The sequence below is a fragment of the Streptomyces aurantiogriseus genome (assembly GCF_014649375.1).
GTDB lineage: Bacteria > Actinomycetota > Actinomycetes > Streptomycetales > Streptomycetaceae > Streptomyces > Streptomyces aurantiogriseus.
The window spans coordinates 102,127-117,839 of sequence record NZ_BMSX01000022.1 but is presented as its reverse complement, the minus strand read 5'-3'; the positions used below and the strand labels follow the sequence as shown (position 1 = coordinate 117,839).

Below are 15,713 nucleotides of genomic sequence, written 5' to 3'. Positions count from 1 at the left end.
GGCGGCGGCGCCGTAGGGAGGAAAGGACCGTGCACACCGTGAAGGGCTCTGATGCGTGACATGAACGAGGACGCGGCGGCGAACGCCGGGCAGCGAGCGACCGCCGAGTCGATCGAGCGGGGCGGAAGCGGGCTCAGCGTGACCGAGCTGCTGGCCACGGTCACGCCGGCGGATCCGGCTGCGGAGCCGGCGCACGGCACGGACGGGGAACCCGCGCGCGAGGTTCCTGTCCCGGATCCCGCGTACGAGGTTCCTGTCCCGGATCCCGCGTACGAAGATTCCGTCCCGGAACCCGCGCACGGGGCTCTCGTGCCGGACGTGGACGGCTTGGCCGCCGCCATCGCCACCGCGGCGGGCCGCTACCTTCCCCAGGGCCACCTCGACCCGGACGCCGACTTCTTCGATGCCGGGGGCAGCTCCGTGCACGCCGTGGAACTCGCGGCGGAGCTGGAGCGAGATCTCGGCGTGGAGCTGAACCTCGACGACGTGTTCGCCGACGCACGGCCCATCAGTCTGGCCCGGCGCTGGCTGGAGGCCGCCGGTCACGAGGCGGACGTCACGACCGCCATGAGGACCGCGACCAGCAAGGCCACCACCGTCACCACGGTTGCCACCGGCACCCCGACCTCTACTGGCACCCCGACCTCTACTGGCACCCCGACCTCCACCGGCACCCCCTCTTCCACCGGCTCCACGGCGACGACAGGCACCACAGCCTCCGCTGCTCCGACGCCCCCGGTCGGCCTCACGTCCCCCGCCCCCCGCTCCCCCCAACCGATCACCACCCTCCCCCTCCCGGAAGGCCCCCCTCACACCACCGCCCGCCGCGAGGACCTCGACCAGATCCTGGCCGACCTCGCCCTCACCGACCGTCTCCCCTTCGTCCACTCGCCCGAGCCGCTGCCACCCCGCCGGATCCTGCTCACCGGCGCGACCGGGTTCCTCGGCAGCCACATGCTGCTCGACCTGCTGAGGCACAGCGACGCCCATGTGTACTGCCTGGTCCGCGGCGCCGACGAGGAGACGGCGACCGCCCGGCTCGCCGAGCAGCTGCGCAGCTACCGGCTGCCGTGGAACGCCGAGGTGCGCCGCCGGGTCACCGTCCTCCCCGGCGACATCCGCAGGCCCCGCCTGGGCCTGTCCGAGGAGCTGTGGCACACCCTCGCCCACGAGCTGGACAGCATCGTCGGCGTGGCCGCGGCTGTGGACTTCCTGCGCGGCTACCAGTCGCTGCGGGCAAGCAACGTCCTCGGCACCCTCACCCTCGCCGAACTCGCCGCCGCCGGACGGCCGAAGCCGCTGCACCACATCTCCTCGATCGCCGTCTTCAACGAGGTCGGCATCACCTCCATGGGCGAGGACGACCCGTTCGCCCATGTCGACCGCCTCATCGCGGGCTACGACCAGTCCAAGTGGGCCGCCGAGGTCGCCCTGCGCCGTGCCCGCGACCACGGCCTGATCGTCTCCGCCCTGCGCCCCGGCGGCATCAGCGGCCACAGCAGGACCGGCGCCTACAACCCGCAGGACCTCAGCAGCGGCCTGATCTCGGCCTTCGGCCGCTTCCGTACCGTCCCGGCGTTCCGCTACCTCAACGCGGCCCCGGTCGACTGGGTGAGCCGGGTCGCCGTCGCCGTCGTCTGCGAACCCGACGCCTGGGGCTTCGACTACCACCTCACCGGCGTCCCCAACACCCTCGACGACGTCGTCCGCGACATGGCCTTCGGCGGCATGCACGTCAGGGTCCAGGACTGGGACGAGTGGCGCACCGACACCCTGGCCCGCCTGGAGGCCGAGCCGGTCCCCGAACTCACCTTCCTCAGCCGCGTGTTGCAGAGCCCCACCGCCCTGAAGCTGTGCGAGGCCACCCTCACGGGCCCGGCCGCCACCGGCGAACGCACCGACGCCCTCGTCGAGGCCCTCGGCCTGCAGCCCGCCGCCCGCTACGACGCCCGGGCCCAGCTGAAGACGTTCGAGAAGCTCGCCGGCGACGGACTCGCCCGGCTGCCGCAGAAGGACGACCAGCCGTACCTGTGGTTCGCCGAGACCACCGAGGGCAGTGTGCGCACGGTCGACGACGGCACCGTCAGCCCCTGCTCGATGGCCCTCACCCTCTCCATCGCGAGCATGTACCAGCTCGTGAAGGAGCGCCGCGTGGACGTCACCGGCGAGGTCACCTGCCCCGCGCTCCACCCCGAACCGCTCACCGTCGAACGCGGCGACGTCTGGGTCCGCCCCGAGGAGGGGATCCCGCGGCAGCACGGCCTCAGGCACCAACTCCTGCGGTACCGGCTGCGGTTGCGGGACGCGGACGGCCGGCACTGGTGGCTGGAGGGCCACAAGTACGCCCGCGCCCGCCGCGACCTGTGGCGCCAGACCCGCGCGCTCACGATCGAACTCGGACGCGAGGGGGAACCGGCGACGCTGACCGGCGAGGTCGTCGTCCCCGCCGACTCCTACGTCCGTGACCAGATCGACGGCATCCAGGTCGCCCCGCACCTCACCGGCCAGGAGAAGCGCGCCGCCAAACTCACCTGGCTCGCCTGGTTCGGCCTGGAGATGGGCCGCGGCCTCCTCGGCCCCTTCGCCCGCGCCGCCGCGGACCTGCTCGACCTGCGCCGCACCCCGACCCCCACGGAGCACCACCGATGATCTTCAAGACGACCCCGGCCCCCCGGCGGCCACTTCGCAGGGTCAGGACCACCACCGCCCTGCGCCCCCTGCGCCACCGCCTCGACCCGGCCCGCGTGGAGGACATCCCGTTCCGCGCCGCCGACGGCGTCCGCCTCGGCCTCACCCGGGTCGACACCGGCGACGGTGGCCGCCCCGCCGTCCTCCTGCTGCACGGCCACACCGCGTCCGCCGACATGTTCCTGCTCCCCGAGACCCGCAACCTCGTCGACGCCCTCCTCGACGACGGCTACGAGCCCTGGCTGCTGGACTGGCGGGGCAGCTGCCGCCTGCCGTACAACGAGACCGGCCGGCGGTACACGTACGACGACGTGGCCCTGTACGACATCCCGGCGGCCGTCACCCACATCCGCGAACGCATCGGCGAGCGCCCGCTGTTCGTGGTCGCCCACTGCATCGGCTCCCTCACCCTCTCCCTGAGCATGGCCGCGGGACTCGTCCCCGGTCTCGCGGGAGTGGTCTCCCAGGGCGTCTTCCTCACCCCGAAGCTGGCCGGCCGGACCTCCCTGCGCATGTCCGTGGCGGGGGAGTTGCTCAAAACCCGTATCGACCACATCCCGGTCGACTTCCGCAAGGTCGGCCTCTGGTCCAGGTACACGCCCCTGTTCGCCCTCGCCTCCCGCAGGGCGAGCTGCCCGGACCCCACCTGCCAGATCCTGCACAACTCGGCCTGGGGGACCGGCGCCTCCCTCTTCGTCCACGAGAACCTGTCCGAGGCCACCCACGACCGGCTCGCCGAGCTGCTCGGCCCGGCGCCGCTGTGGATCCTGCCCCACCTGCGCCGCATCGAGCTCGCCCGCAGCGTCGTCCGCTGGCACGACACCGACCACCGCTACCGGGCCCTGCCGCCCAACGCCCTGGACGCGGCCGCCCGCATCGACACGCCCGTCCTGCTGCTCGCCGGCAGCGAGAACGGCCTGTGGCTCGACTCCCAGAAGCTCTGCCACGAGGTCCTCGCCCACCGACAGCCCCAGCTCGACGTCCGGTACACCGAGATCCCGGGCTACGGCCACCTCGACACCTTCCTGGGCCGGGGCGCCGCCCTCGACGTCTTCGGACACATCCTCGATTTCCTCGGCGAACGACGGTGACGGGGACCCCACCCGCCGGTTACCGTACGCGTCAGTAACCGGGACGTACCGCAGGAGGCACCCATGCCGCAGCTCGAAGTCGACGGCGCGAGACTGACGTACGACGACGAGGGCCCGCGCGACGGCGGCGGGGTGCCCCTGGTGTTCGTGCACGGCTGGACCGCGAACCGGCACCGCTGGGACCATCAGATCGCGCACTTCTCCGAGAAGCGGCGGGTGATCCGGCTCGACCTGCGCGGGCACGGCGAGAGCGGCGGGGCGGGCGTGAAGACGATCGACGAGCTGGCGAAGGACGTTCTCGCCCTCCTCGACCACCTCAAGATCGAGCGGGGCGTGCTGATCGGCCACTCGATGGGCGGGATGATCTCCCAGACCATCGCCCTCGCGCACCCCGAGCGGGTCGAGCGGATGGTGCTGGTGAACTCCATCGGCCGCATGACCTACAACCGGGGCAGAGGCCTGCTGATGGCCGCCTCCACGCTCGTCCCCTTCAAGCTGTTCGTCGCCACCAACATCCAGCGCGCCTTCGCCCCCGGATACCCGCGCGAGGAGATCCGCGCGTACGTCAAGTCCTCCGCGGACACCCCGCGCGAGGTCGTCATGACGCTCTACGGCGCCATGCGGGCCTTCGACGTCCTGGACCGGGTGGGGGAGATCCGCACCCCGACCCTGATGATCCACGGCTACCACGACATCCAGCTGCCGCTGAAGCAGATGCTGCGGATGGCCAAGGCCTACCCGGACGCCACCGTCCGCGTCCTCGACGCCGGCCACGAACTGCCCGTGGAGAAGCCGGCCGAGCTCACAGCCGCGATCGACGCCTTCGTGAGCGCCGGCTGACACCCCCTAGCTGAAGCTGTCCGGGTCCGCGGCCTTCCAGTCCGCGGCCCAGGACTCCGGCGGCCCGGCGAGCAGCGCGCCCGGCTCCAGCCACTCGTGGAGTTCGGCGTACGAACGGACCGTCGTCGGCCCCGTCCGCCGCACCAGGTGGGCGGGCCTCAGCTCGCCCGGCCCCCGTACGCCCATCGCCGCCATGATCCGCAGGGCGTCGTGGACCGTGGCGCGCTGGTAGTGGTGGACCCGCCGGGACTTGTCGCCCACGTGCAGGGCGCGCGTCCGGAGCGGGTCCTGCGTCGTGATGCCGGTCGGACAGGTGTTCGTGTGGCAGCGGTGGGCCCGGGCACAGCCGAGGGCGAGCATCATCGCGCGGGCGGAGTTGGTGTAGTCGGCGCCCTGGACGAGGCGGGTGACGAGGTCCGCGCCCGTGGCCACCTTGCCGCTCGCCCCGATCCGGACGCGGTCCCTGAGGCCGGCGCCGACGAGCGCGTTGTGCACCGTGATCAGCCCCTCGGTGAGCGGCATGCCCAGCCGGCCGGGGGACTGCGCCGGCGCAGCGCCCGTCCCGCCCTCCGCCCCGTCCACCACCACGAAGTCCGGCGTCACCCCCTCCGCCACCATCGCCCGGCACACCGCGAGGAACTCCCGCCGCGACCCCACGCACAGCTTGATCCCGACCGGCTTGCCACTCGCGAGCTCCCGCAGCCGGGCCAGGAACAGCACCAGCTCCCGTGGCGTCGAGAACACCCGGTGGTGCGGCGGCGACACCACCGCCCCGCCCACCGGCACGCCCCGCTCCCGCGCGACCTCCGCGCTCACCTTCACCCCCGGCAGCACTCCGCCGCCGCCCGGCGCGGCCCCCTGCGACACCTTCAGCGACACGCACCTGACCTCCGGCAGGGCCGCCTTGTCCGCGAACTCCCGCGCGTCGAAACCCCCGTCCTCGGTCCGGCAGCCGAAGTACCCCGTCCCGATCTCCCAGATCAGATCCCCGCCCCCGCGCAGGTGGTACTCCGACAGTCCGCCCTCCCCGGTGTCCTGCGCGAAGCGCCCCAGCGCCGCACCCCGGCCGAGCGCGAGCACCGCCCGCGGCGACAGCGCCCCGAAGCTCATCCCGGACACGTTCAGCAACGCCATGTCGTACGGCAGCCGGCAGTCCGGCCCGCCCACCCGCACCACCGGTGCCTCCTCGGGCGGCTCCACCGGCCGCATCGACGGCACCAGGAACTCGTGCCCGACGGCGTACACGTCCCTGACACCTTCATCGCGCTTCGGTCGGGGCGGACGAGGCAGACGGCCGACCAGGGGACGGGCGCGCAGCACGGAATCCCGGCGCTGGACCAGATCCCGGCAGCCCAGGCCGGTCAGCGCCAGCAACGGCCCGGCCGCGCACCACCACCAGGCGGACACGGCGCACGAGGCGGGCGTCGTGCCGGCCGCGCCGAGGGCGACGAACAGCAGGGGCAGATACCGGCGCACTCAGTCGTCCTCGTCCGCCCCGCAGGAGCTGCCGCTCGGCGGCAGGGAGCCGTACAGCAGGAAGTCGTCGACCTTGCGGTGCACACACTTCGACGAGCCGTACCCGGTGTGGCCCGCGCTCCGGTTGTCGAGCACCACCGCCGACGGCCCGAGCCGCTCCGCCGTCTCCACGGTCCAGTGGTACGGCGTCGCCGGGTCGCCGCGGGTGCCGATCAGCAGCATCTTCGGCGTGTCGAGATCCTTCACCTTCTCGCGGATGTAGTCGGTGCCCTTGGGGCGGCCGTAGCACATCAGGACCTGGATGAGCCGGTACTCGCCGAAGACCGGGGAGGCCTGGTCGTAGGCGGCGCGCAGCCGCTTCAGGTCGGCGGTGACCTGCTCGGCGCCGGGCCGGTCGGGGTCGTCCGCGCAGTTGATCGCCATCAGGGCCGCCGGCAGGTTGTCGAGGGGGATGTCCTCCTCGTCCGCGAGACTCCCGGTGGGCTCGCTCCCGTCCGGGTCGCGCACCGGCAGCGCCAGGCCTCCGGTCGCGAACGCCACGACACCGCTGGTGTCCCCGTGTTCGACGAGCTGGGCGAGCGCCCGCTCCAGGGCCGGCCACAGGTCCCTGCTGTACAGCCCCTGCCCGATGGCGCCCACCAGGTCCTGCCCGCTGAACGCCTCACCGAAGTCCGTCGGCACCGGATCCTCGTCCAGCGAACGGACGAGCCGTACGACCTCCTCCCGGGCCCTGCGCGGATCCTGCCCGAACGGGCAGGCGATGTCCTCCGCACACCAGTTCACGAAGTCGTCCAGCGCCACCTGCTGCCCCCGGGCGCCCACGATGCCCTGCTCGGCGAGCGGCTCGGTCAGGGTGTCGACGCCGTCCAGGACCAGCCGGCCCACCCGGTCGGGGAACTGGGCGGCGTACACCGCGCCGAGCCGGGTGCCGTAGGAGAAGCCCAGAAAGTTCAGCTTCTTGTCGCGCAGCGCCGCGCGCATCACGTCCAGGTCCCGCGCCGCGTTGACCGTGCCTATGTGCGGCAGGACGGGCCCGGAGTGCTCGGCGCACGCGGCGGCCGCCTTCTTCAGCTTGGCCAGCAGTGCTTGCGGGTCGCTGAGGTCGGCCGGGTCGTCGCCGAGGGCCGCGAAGCCGTCCGCGTTGTCCCCGCAGCTGACCGGCGAGGACCGGCCGACGCCCCGCGGGTCGAAGGTCACCACGTCGTAGCGGTCGGTGAGCTCCATGAAGTCCTTGCCGCCGTAGGCGAGCTCGGGGACGCCCGGGCCGCCGGGACCGCCGAAGTTCAGCAGCACCGAGCCGCGTTTGTCGCCCGTGGCCCGGTAGCGGGCGAGCGCCAGGTCGAGGGTGCCGGCCTTGGGATGCGCGTAGTCGACGGGGACGGTCACCTTGCCGCACTGCAGATCGGCGGGCATCTGGTCGCCCTCGCACTTCTTCCACGAGACCTTCTGCTCGTAGAACCGGGACAGCTGGGGGTCACGGTCACCGTCCGTGTCCGCGGTCGTCGTCGGCAGTCCCGCGCCCAGCAGGGTCAGTACGGCGGCCGCGGCGAGCGCGCAACGCCGCGACGCGGGCCGCCTCGACAGCTTGGCCAGCATCAGTGCCTCCAGGGGCGCCCACAACGGACCGGGGTCCGGCGCCCCCGCCCACGATAGGCGGGCCGCGGAGGGCCCGCCTCCGGACGGGTGGGAGCGGTCGGCGCTCCTGCTCAGCGCCCACGCCGGGAGTGACGGATCGTTTCGCCGGATGTTCGACGAAGGGGGCGCCCAAACGGGTGAAAGGCCGAATAGGCATAACTCGGACGGTTCGCCCGCGTTCTATGGGGTGCGGGCGAGCGCCCGCGACCATGTCTGGAAGGCAGGGACCCATGAGACGGGTTACCCGAAACGGTGTGATCGCCGTCGCCGCCGCCTCGGGCGCGATGGCCGTGACGATGCCGGCGTTCGCCGACGCCGCGATGAGCGGCACCGCGGCCGGCCCGCCCGGGATGATCTCCGGCAACAGCGCCCAGTCACCGGTTCATCTCCCGGTGGAACTGTGCGGGAACACCGTGAACGCGGTGGGCGCGCTGGACCGCGCCGCGGGCGCCACCTGTGGCGACTACGGCTCGGCCCCCGCGTCGGCGGCGTCCGACGGTGCCGCGGACGCGTCCAGCACCACGGGGCGCTTGCCGGGAGGCGCCCCCGGCAACAGCGTCGAGGCGCCGGTCGACGCCCCCGTGAGCGTCACCGGCAACAACGTGAACATCGTCGGCATTCCGAACCCGGAGTACGACGACTACGAGGAGATCCCGGGCGAGGAGCCCCCGCCCCCGGCCGAGCCCCGGCCCGAGCCGCCGAGGGAGGACCCGCCGCCCGCCGCGTCGCACCCGGAGCCGAGGCCCGTCCCGTCGGCCCCGGCACCCCAGGAGCCCGCACCCCAGAAGCCGGCACCCCCGGCCTCGGCGCCTCAGGCCCCGGCGCCCGCGGCGGACCACTCCACCCTGGCCCACACGGGCGCGGACACCACCGTGGCGGGCCTCGCGGGCAGCGCGGCCCTGATCCTGGGCGGAGCGGTCCTGTACCGCCGGTTCCGGCCGACGGCCGGACTCTGATCCGCCCCTTCGACAGGGGGCGTCCTTCGGATCGCGCCGGGCGGGCGGCTCCTCGCCCCCGCCCTCAGGCGCCGTAGAACCGCCGATGGAGCCCTCGCACCTCCTCCACCAGTCCGGGGACCGGCCCCTCCACGGTCACCCCGGGCGCGATCTCCTGGACGGGCAGCGTGCGTACCGGCGGGGCCGGTACGCCCAACTCGTTCAGCCACTCCGCGAGTTGGGCTGAGGAAGCGACGTACACGATGCGACCCAGGCCCACCCAGGCGTGGGCGGCCGCGCACATCGGGCAGTGCTCGCCGGACGTGTACACCGTGGCCGCCGCCCGCTCCTCGGGCGAGAGACGGGCCGCCGACCAGCGGGCCAGCTCGAACTCGGGGTGGCGGGTGCGGTCACCCGACGCCACCCGGTTGTGGTCCTCGGCGAGCACGGTGCCGTCCCCGCCCACCAGCACCGAACCGAACGGTTCGTCTCCGGCCCGCAGCGCCTCCGCGGCAAGCTCGACGCAACGGCGCAGATGCGGGAGTTCGTCGTCCTTCACCATGGCGCAGTGGACCTCCTCCGCAGACGGGGCTGATCTTCGGGGCCCAGCCTAGGGCAGCCCCGGATCACCGGGCAGGTGTGCCGGGGCCGAGGGCAACCGCCGTCAGGACGAGGGCGATCAGCGGGTGCGCGGTCCAGGGCGGCGCCCACGCGCCTGGATCTGCCGGCGCGACTCCGCCGGTCGACGAGCGACCGCCCGGGCCCCGTTGTGCACGGAGCTCTGCAGCAAGGCCGCCATGCCGGCGGCGATCAGCCCTCCGGAGATCCGGTGGATCCGCAGGCTGCTCGACCCGGCCTCACCACCGAGGTGATCCGCGCGATCCCGCCCCACCTCTCCCGGCCCGACGAGATCATCCTGCCCGCCGCGCACTGACCCCGGGACCGCCGCCCTTCTCCAGGGCCGCACCGACCGCAACAGGCCCGTGTCGACTGCCCTGCCCGCAACCGGGTCCGGCCGAGCGCGTGTCTCACGGCCGTGCGGCCGGACGGCGTGGCTCCCCGTAATTCCGTTGAGACAGGCCCGCCGGGATGCTGGAGTGGGCGCATGGATCATGCCACGGTGCTTGCCCTCTATGACCGGGACGTGCGCGAGGGCGCACGCCCCGACGGCCCCGACGCCCGCGTCGAACACACCGGGAGTGTGGTCCGGCAGGTCGCCTCCCCGCAAGGATGGAACGGGATCGTCTGGTCCTCGCTCGACGCGCGGGACGCCGACGCGGCGATCGCCGAGCAGGTCGCGTACTTCACCGGGCTCGGCCGGGAGTTCGAGTGGAAGCTGTACGGTCACGACCGTCCGGCCGATCTCGGCAAGCGGCTCCTGGCGGCCGGGTTCACCTCCGAGCCCGAGGAGACGCTGATGATCGGCGAGACCCGTGAGCTGCTGTTCGACGCCGACCTCCCCGACGGCGTGCGTATCGTCCCCGTCACCGACCGGGCCGGCGTGGACCTCGTGGCCGACGTGCACGAGAAGGCGTTCGGCACCGACGCCTCACGGTTGCGCCACCAGATGCTCGCCCGCCTCACCGCCGACCCGGACACGGTCGTCGCCGTCGTCGCGCTGGCCGGGGACGAGCCCGTGAGCTCGGCGCGGATGGAGCTGGTGCCCGGGACACGGTTCGCCGGCCTGTGGGGCGGCGGCACCGTCGAGGGCTGGCGCGGCCGCGGTATCTACCGTGCCCTGGTCGCCCACCGCGCCCGCGCCGCCGCCGACCGCGGCTACCGTTACCTCCAGGTCGACGCCTCCGACCAGAGCCGCCCCATCCTGGAACGGCTCGGCTTCGCGGCTCTGAGCACGACGACGCCGTACGTGTACGTGCCGTAAGGGCCGCTGGCAGGTTCTGTCAGTGCCGCGCCTTGGCCCGGTCCAGGGCCGCCACACCGAGCGCGGCGAGACCGATCTGGATCAGCCACTCGACCCAGTCCACGCCCTCGGTGTCGGCCACGCCGATTCCCGCCGCGAGCGCCGAACCGATGAGCGCGGCCACGATGCCGACGGCGATCGTCCACAGGACGCCGATGCGCTGGCGCCCCGGGACGACGAGCCGGCCGAGCACACCGATGACGATGCCGATGAAAATGGCGCTGATGATGCCGTCGATCTCCATCTTCGCCCCTCTGTGTCGGGACCCCCGATGCTCTGCATCTGCCCGCCGCAGACCGGGACAGTCCGTTCCGGTTGACGTCGTGCCGTCAGCCGGGACCCGGCCGGTCGGGTGCGTCCTGAGGCGCGGTCCAGCCGGTGGCGGCCAGCACCTCACCGGCGATGTCGGGCACCGTACGCCCGTCGGTCGCCACCCGGACGGTGTCCGCGGGCGCCCGCGCGTCGAGCATCCGCGCCTTGCGGACGCTGCCGGCCAGCTCACTGCCGAACTCCGACCCCAACTCCCGCCCGGCCAGCCGCCGTCGCGTCGTCGCGTCGGTGGCCGTGAGCAACACCCGTACGAGACGTGCGTCGTTGCCGAGGGCCCGGCGGAAGGAGTCCCCCAACTCGTCGAGCACGCAGACGGTGTTGGTGTAGACGAGGCGCCGGTAGCCGAGGTCGGCGTAGTTGCCCCACACGGCGGTCAGGTTGCGCTCCCCGATCGCGGCCCGGCTGGGATCACCCTGCGGCGCCGGGTGTACCTGCCCCATGAAGTCGCCGTCGATGACGGCGTGCGGCACGGCGGCCGCCCGCAGCAGGGCCGAGACCTCCCAGCCCACGGTGGTCTTGCCGACCCCGGCGCGTCCACCGATGAGCAGGGCCTCGGAGCGAGTCATGTGGTCACGGTGAGTCATGCGGTCAGGTTGGCAGGCGGCGGCTGCGCCGAGCCAGCGCTTTTCGTCGGGGTCGAACCTGTCAACGGCCTGGTGGATCAAGGGAGATGACGGTGCGGGACGAGGACGAGTTCGCCCTCGGCGGGGGAGCGGTGAGCGGGGCCGTGCGCGTCGGCGCCACCGTACGGCGGACGCCGGCGCCGCGTGCGGCCTACGTGCACCACGTGCTCACGCTGTTCGAACGGCGCGGGTGGCGGGGCGCGCCGCGCTTCCTCGGGACGGACGAACGGGGCCGGGAAATCCTCGACCACATCGACGGGCGGGCGGCTCTGACGCCGGGGGAACGGGCGGCGGCCCGCAGCGACGCGAGTCTCGTCGACACCGCCGGCCTGCTGCGCGCCTTCCACGACCTGACGGAAGGGACGGAGGTGGCCGGCGACCAGGAGGTCGTGTGCCACAACGACCTCGCGCCGAAGAACACGGTGTACGCGGTCCGCGGCTCCGTCTGGCGGCCCGTGGCCTACATCGACTGGGACCTCGCCGCCCCCGGCGAGCGCATCCACGACGTCGCCCACCTGTGCTGGCAGTACCTCGACCTCGGCCCCGACGTCACCGACGTACCCGAGACCGCCCGCCGTGTCCGGCTCGTCTGCGACGCCTACGGACTGACCGACCGCCACCGCCTCCTCGACACCGTCCTGTGGTGGCAGGAGCGGTGTGCCCGAGGCATCGAGGCCGGCGCCGCGCGCGGTGAACCGGCCATGACCGGCCTGCGCGAGCGTGGCGCCGTGGACGAGGTGCGGCGCGCGTACGACTGGGTCGCCGCGCACCGTGGTGAGCTGGCCGCCGGGCTGGAGTGAGGTACCAGGGGCCTGGCACCATCATCGTTGACATGCAAGTAACTGCCTGCATAACGTTGAGTGTGCGATCAGAGAGCGACTCCGCGATGGACCAGGTGTTCAAGGCGCTGGCCGACGGCACCCGCCGGCGGCTGCTGGACCGGCTGCACGAGCGGGCCGGGCAGACGCTCGGTGAGCTGTGCGAGCACATCGACATGACGCGCCAGTCGGTGACACAGCACCTGGCCGTCCTGGAGGCCGCCAACCTGGTGGCGACGGCGCGGCGGGGGCGGGAGAAGCTGCACTACCTCAACCCGGTCCCGCTCCACGAGATCCAGGAGCGGTGGATCGACAAGTTCGAGCGCCCGCGGCTGCGCGTGCTCACCGACGTCAAGCGACGAGCCGAGGAAGCCATGACCGACAAGCCCACATTCGTCTACGTCACCTACATCGCCAGTACGCCCGAGAAGGTATGGGACGCGCTCACCGACGCCGACCTCACCGCCGCCTACTGGGGGCACAGCAACGTCTCGGACTGGCAGGCCGGCTCGCGCTGGGAGCACGTGCGCACGGACGGTTCCGGCATCGCCGACGTCGTCGGCACCGTCGTGGAGAGTGAGCGCCCGACCCGGCTCGTCACCACCTGGGCCTCGCCCGACGAGGAGGGGCAGGAGGATCGGCACTCCCGGGTCACCTTCGACATCCGGCAGCACGCCGACATCGTCCGCCTGACCGTGACCCACGAGGACCTCCCCACCGAGCGCGACCTCGCCGACGTGTCGCTGGGCTGGCCCGCGGTGCTGTCGAACCTGAAATCGCTCCTCGAGACCGGCAGGACGCTGCCGCAGGAGCCGTGGCTGGTGCCCAGCGGCTGAACGGCCCCGGCACGAGGCGGCCCGGCCGGTCCGCTGCGCGCGGGCCGGTCGGGCCGCCTTGCCGTTCTCCAGGGTGTCAGGCCTTCGGGGCGCTCCTCGCCGCCGCACCAGCGCACATCAGCCCCAGGACCAAGGCCAGGGCGCCGATGATGATGTTGTTCAGGACGACCCCGGCGTCCGGGCTGTCACCTACGACCCACGGGGCGATGATCATCCAGATGCCCAGCGCACACATGGCCCAGCTGAGGCCGTACATGCGCGCGGGAGCCGCCGTGAACCCGAGTGCCAGCAGGCCGATCGCTGTACCGACGATCAGGTTGTGGGTCACGAGCGCGGGCTGGCTGGCGGTGTAGTGGAGGATCCACGGGGATACGGCACAGTACAGACCGAGCAGGAACACCGGTCCGTCGACGAGTGCCACATCACGACCACCGAGCATGCGGGCGTACCGCGCCCCCATCTCGGAAACATCGGGGTGAGTCGACATGTCGCCTCTGGTGGGCGAGACGTTGGCCATGACTCGTCTCCTTTGACTTGCAGGCCGACCGCGTCTGGTGCGGTGTGCGGTAAGCGCCGCGCATGTTCATTCTGCGCTTATTTGGCCTTTATGTGTAGAGGTCAGAGGGGTCGAGGGGATACCTGCGAGTACGGGCGCGCCGGGTGGGCGCCCCGCCGGCTCAGCCGAGCTTCTTCAGCAGTTCAGCGGCGAGGGGCGTGGAGGAGGCCGGGTTCTGGCCGGTGACCAGGTTGCGGTCCACGACCACGTTCGGCGCCCAGGGCTCGCCGACCCGCACGTCGACGCCCGCTTCGGTCAGCCGGTCCTGGAGCAGCCACTTGGCCTTCTCGCCGAGGCCGGCCTGGAGCTCCTCGGCGTTGGTGAAGGCGGCGACCCGGTAGCCCGCGAAGGCGTTGGAGCCGTCCTCCTCGACCGCGGCGAGCAGCGCGGCGGGACCGTGGCAGACGACGCCGAGCGGCTTGCCCGAGGTGAGCGCCTCGGCCAGGAGCCGGCCGGAGGTGGCGTCGACGGCCAGGTCTTCCATCGGACCGTGCCCGCCCGGGTAGAAGACGGCCGCGTAGTCGCCGAGGTCCACGTCCTCCAGGCGGACCGGGTGCTCCAGCTCGGTCATCGCGGCGAGCCCGGCGGCGATCCGGTCGGCGCCCTCCTGACCCCCGTTGGCCTCGGCGGCGAGGCTGCCCTTGTCCACCGGCGGGACCACGCCACCCGGCGTCGCGACGACGACCTCGTGGCCGGCCGCCCGGAAGGCCTCGTACGGGGCGACGGCCTCCTCGGCCCAGAAGCCGGTGGCGTGGCGGGTGCCGTCCCTGAGCGTCCAGTGGTCGGCGCCGGTCATCACAAAGAGGATCTTGGCCATGGTGTGGTCTCCAAGGGTTTCGTTGCCGACGTTCCGGATGCGGAGTGTCAGCGTGTCGGTCTCCCTCGAACTTAGGGGGTCCAGCCATAGGTATCCAATGGGGACTTCAATGCCGGGCATTGGAATATTGATGGGCGGGCGGGAATGCTGGGGCCGGTGGAGCACACCCATCACCTGGACCTGAACCTGCTGAGGACGTTCCTCGCGGTCTACCGCTCGGGCTCCTTCACCGGCGCCGCGCAACTGCTCGGACTGTCGCAGCCGACGGTGACGACGCAGATGCGCACGCTGGAGCGGCAGACCGGACGGGAGCTGTTCGAGCGCCTTCCGCGCGGCGTCGCCCCCACCGCCGTCGCCGACGAACTGGCCGCCCGCGTCGCCACACCCCTCGACGAGCTCGCCACGGTGGCCGGCCCGGGCCCGGCGACGACCGGTCGCGCCGACCCCGTGCACCTCGCCGGACCCGCCGAGCTGCTGTGCACCCGCGCCCTGCCCGCCCTGGCGCCCCTGGTGGCCGAGGGCGTCCGGCTTCGGGTGGCCACCGGCCTGACCGACCCGCTGCTCGACGAACTGCGCGCCGGACGGCACGACCTGGTCATCGCCACGACCCGCCCGCGCGGCCGGACCCTCACCGCGACGCCCCTGACGGACGAGGAGTTCGTCCTGGTCGCCGCCCCGGTGCGGGCCGAACGGCTCGGCGACGGGCCCGCCGCCGGCCTGCCCGCGGCGCTCCACTCCCTGCCGCTGATCACCTACGCGGAGGACCTGCCGATCGCCCGCCGCTACTGGCGGCACGTCTTCGGTCGGCGGCTGTCGAGCCCCGCCGCGGTGACCGTGCCGGACCTGCGCGGTGTGCTGGCGGCGGTGGTCGCGGGCGCGGGATTCACCGTGCTGCCCCGCTACCTCTGCCTCGACGAACTCGCCTCGGGCGCCCTCGTGGCGCTCCACGAACCGGACGACCCGCCCCTCAACACGGGCTTCCTCGTCCAACGCCCCGGTGTCGTCGCCCACCCGGACGTCGCGCGTGTCCGCGACCTCCTGCTGAGCGTGGGCCGCACCTGGTGAGAGACAGCTTCTGGTTATGCGTCTATCTGAATAGTCAAAAAAGCGAGTAGGGTGAGGGCGGTCGATGGAGGAGGGAGCCGTT

Annotated in this window: 15 protein-coding genes; 8 read left to right on the top strand and 7 right to left on the bottom strand. The window is 72.7% G+C overall.

Annotated features, from left to right (window positions below; genetic code table 11):
* Positions 1-51: 51 nt before the first annotated feature.
* From IE263_RS36725 to IE263_RS36715, 3 genes are all read left to right on the top strand, one after another.
* Positions 52-2,649, top strand: coding sequence for a thioester reductase domain-containing protein (locus IE263_RS36725; protein WP_189942398.1), 2,598 nt, complete (start codon positions 52-54; stop codon positions 2,647-2,649).
* Positions 2,646-3,779, top strand: a complete 1,134-nt coding sequence (locus IE263_RS36720) for an alpha/beta hydrolase (RefSeq protein WP_189942397.1) — start codon at positions 2,646-2,648, stop codon at positions 3,777-3,779. Before IE263_RS36725 ends, IE263_RS36720 begins: the two co-directional genes overlap by 4 nt.
* Before the next feature lie 63 nt (positions 3,780-3,842).
* A complete protein-coding gene (locus IE263_RS36715; protein WP_189942396.1) occupies positions 3,843-4,619 on the top strand; it encodes an alpha/beta fold hydrolase in 777 nt (258 codons plus the stop codon).
* Positions 4,620-4,625: 6 nt separating this feature from the next.
* Here IE263_RS36715 and IE263_RS36710 read toward each other — a convergent pair whose 3' ends face one another.
* Both IE263_RS36710 and IE263_RS36705 read right to left on the bottom strand, forming a co-directional pair.
* Positions 4,626-6,095: an FMN-binding glutamate synthase family protein gene (locus tag IE263_RS36710; protein ID WP_189942395.1), complete on the bottom strand. Its 1,470-nt coding sequence runs from the start codon at positions 6,093-6,095 to the stop codon at positions 4,626-4,628.
* On the bottom strand, positions 6,096-7,691 hold the full coding sequence (locus tag IE263_RS36705) for an alpha/beta hydrolase (protein WP_189942394.1): 1,596 nt from the start codon (positions 7,689-7,691) through the stop codon (positions 6,096-6,098).
* A 269-nt stretch (positions 7,692-7,960) separates the two neighbouring features.
* Between IE263_RS36705 and IE263_RS36700 the strand changes: the two genes are divergently transcribed.
* On the top strand, positions 7,961-8,686 hold the full coding sequence (locus IE263_RS36700; protein WP_189942393.1) for a chaplin: 726 nt from the start codon (positions 7,961-7,963) through the stop codon (positions 8,684-8,686).
* Positions 8,687-8,750: 64 nt separating this feature from the next.
* On the opposite strand, the gene IE263_RS36695 is transcribed toward IE263_RS36700, so the two are convergent.
* Entirely contained in the window at positions 8,751-9,227 is a 477-nt protein-coding gene (locus tag IE263_RS36695; RefSeq protein ID WP_189942392.1) for a nucleoside deaminase, read from the bottom strand.
* A 543-nt stretch (positions 9,228-9,770) separates the two neighbouring features.
* Here IE263_RS36695 and IE263_RS36690 point away from each other — a divergent pair.
* On the top strand, positions 9,771-10,547 hold the full coding sequence (locus IE263_RS36690) for a GNAT family N-acetyltransferase (protein ID WP_189942391.1): 777 nt from the start codon (positions 9,771-9,773) through the stop codon (positions 10,545-10,547).
* A gap of 19 nt (positions 10,548-10,566) precedes the next feature.
* On the opposite strand, the gene IE263_RS36685 is transcribed toward IE263_RS36690, so the two are convergent.
* Both IE263_RS36685 and IE263_RS36680 read right to left on the bottom strand, forming a co-directional pair.
* Positions 10,567-10,830 carry a GlsB/YeaQ/YmgE family stress response membrane protein gene (locus IE263_RS36685; protein ID WP_189942390.1) on the bottom strand — a complete coding sequence of 88 codons (264 nt, stop codon included), beginning with the start codon at positions 10,828-10,830 and terminating at the stop codon, positions 10,567-10,569.
* 85 nt (positions 10,831-10,915) lie between these two features.
* A complete protein-coding gene (locus tag IE263_RS36680) occupies positions 10,916-11,482 on the bottom strand; it encodes a nucleoside/nucleotide kinase family protein (RefSeq protein ID WP_189942389.1) in 567 nt (188 codons plus the stop codon).
* Between the two features lie 104 nt (positions 11,483-11,586).
* Between IE263_RS36680 and IE263_RS36675 the strand changes: the two genes are divergently transcribed.
* Together IE263_RS36675 and IE263_RS36670 are read left to right on the top strand one after the other, a co-directional pair.
* Entirely contained in the window at positions 11,587-12,339 is a 753-nt protein-coding gene (locus tag IE263_RS36675; protein WP_189942388.1) for a phosphotransferase family protein, read from the top strand.
* 86 nt (positions 12,340-12,425) lie between these two features.
* Positions 12,426-13,193, top strand: a complete 768-nt coding sequence (locus IE263_RS36670) for an ArsR/SmtB family transcription factor (protein ID WP_189942455.1) — start codon at positions 12,426-12,428, stop codon at positions 13,191-13,193.
* A 76-nt stretch (positions 13,194-13,269) separates the two neighbouring features.
* Here the strand turns inward: IE263_RS36670 and IE263_RS36665 are convergent, their stop codons facing one another.
* Positions 13,270-13,710, bottom strand: a complete 441-nt coding sequence (locus tag IE263_RS36665; RefSeq protein ID WP_189942387.1) for an SPW repeat protein — start codon at positions 13,708-13,710, stop codon at positions 13,270-13,272.
* 160 nt (positions 13,711-13,870) lie between these two features.
* Complete coding sequence (locus IE263_RS36660; protein WP_189942386.1) at positions 13,871-14,566, bottom strand: type 1 glutamine amidotransferase domain-containing protein; 696 nt, start codon at positions 14,564-14,566, stop codon at positions 13,871-13,873.
* Between the two features lie 144 nt (positions 14,567-14,710).
* On the opposite strand from IE263_RS36660, the gene IE263_RS36655 reads away from it, so the two are divergent.
* Positions 14,711-15,631, top strand: coding sequence for a LysR family transcriptional regulator (locus IE263_RS36655; RefSeq protein ID WP_189942385.1), 921 nt, complete (start codon positions 14,711-14,713; stop codon positions 15,629-15,631).
* Positions 15,632-15,713: the final 82 nt, after the last annotated feature.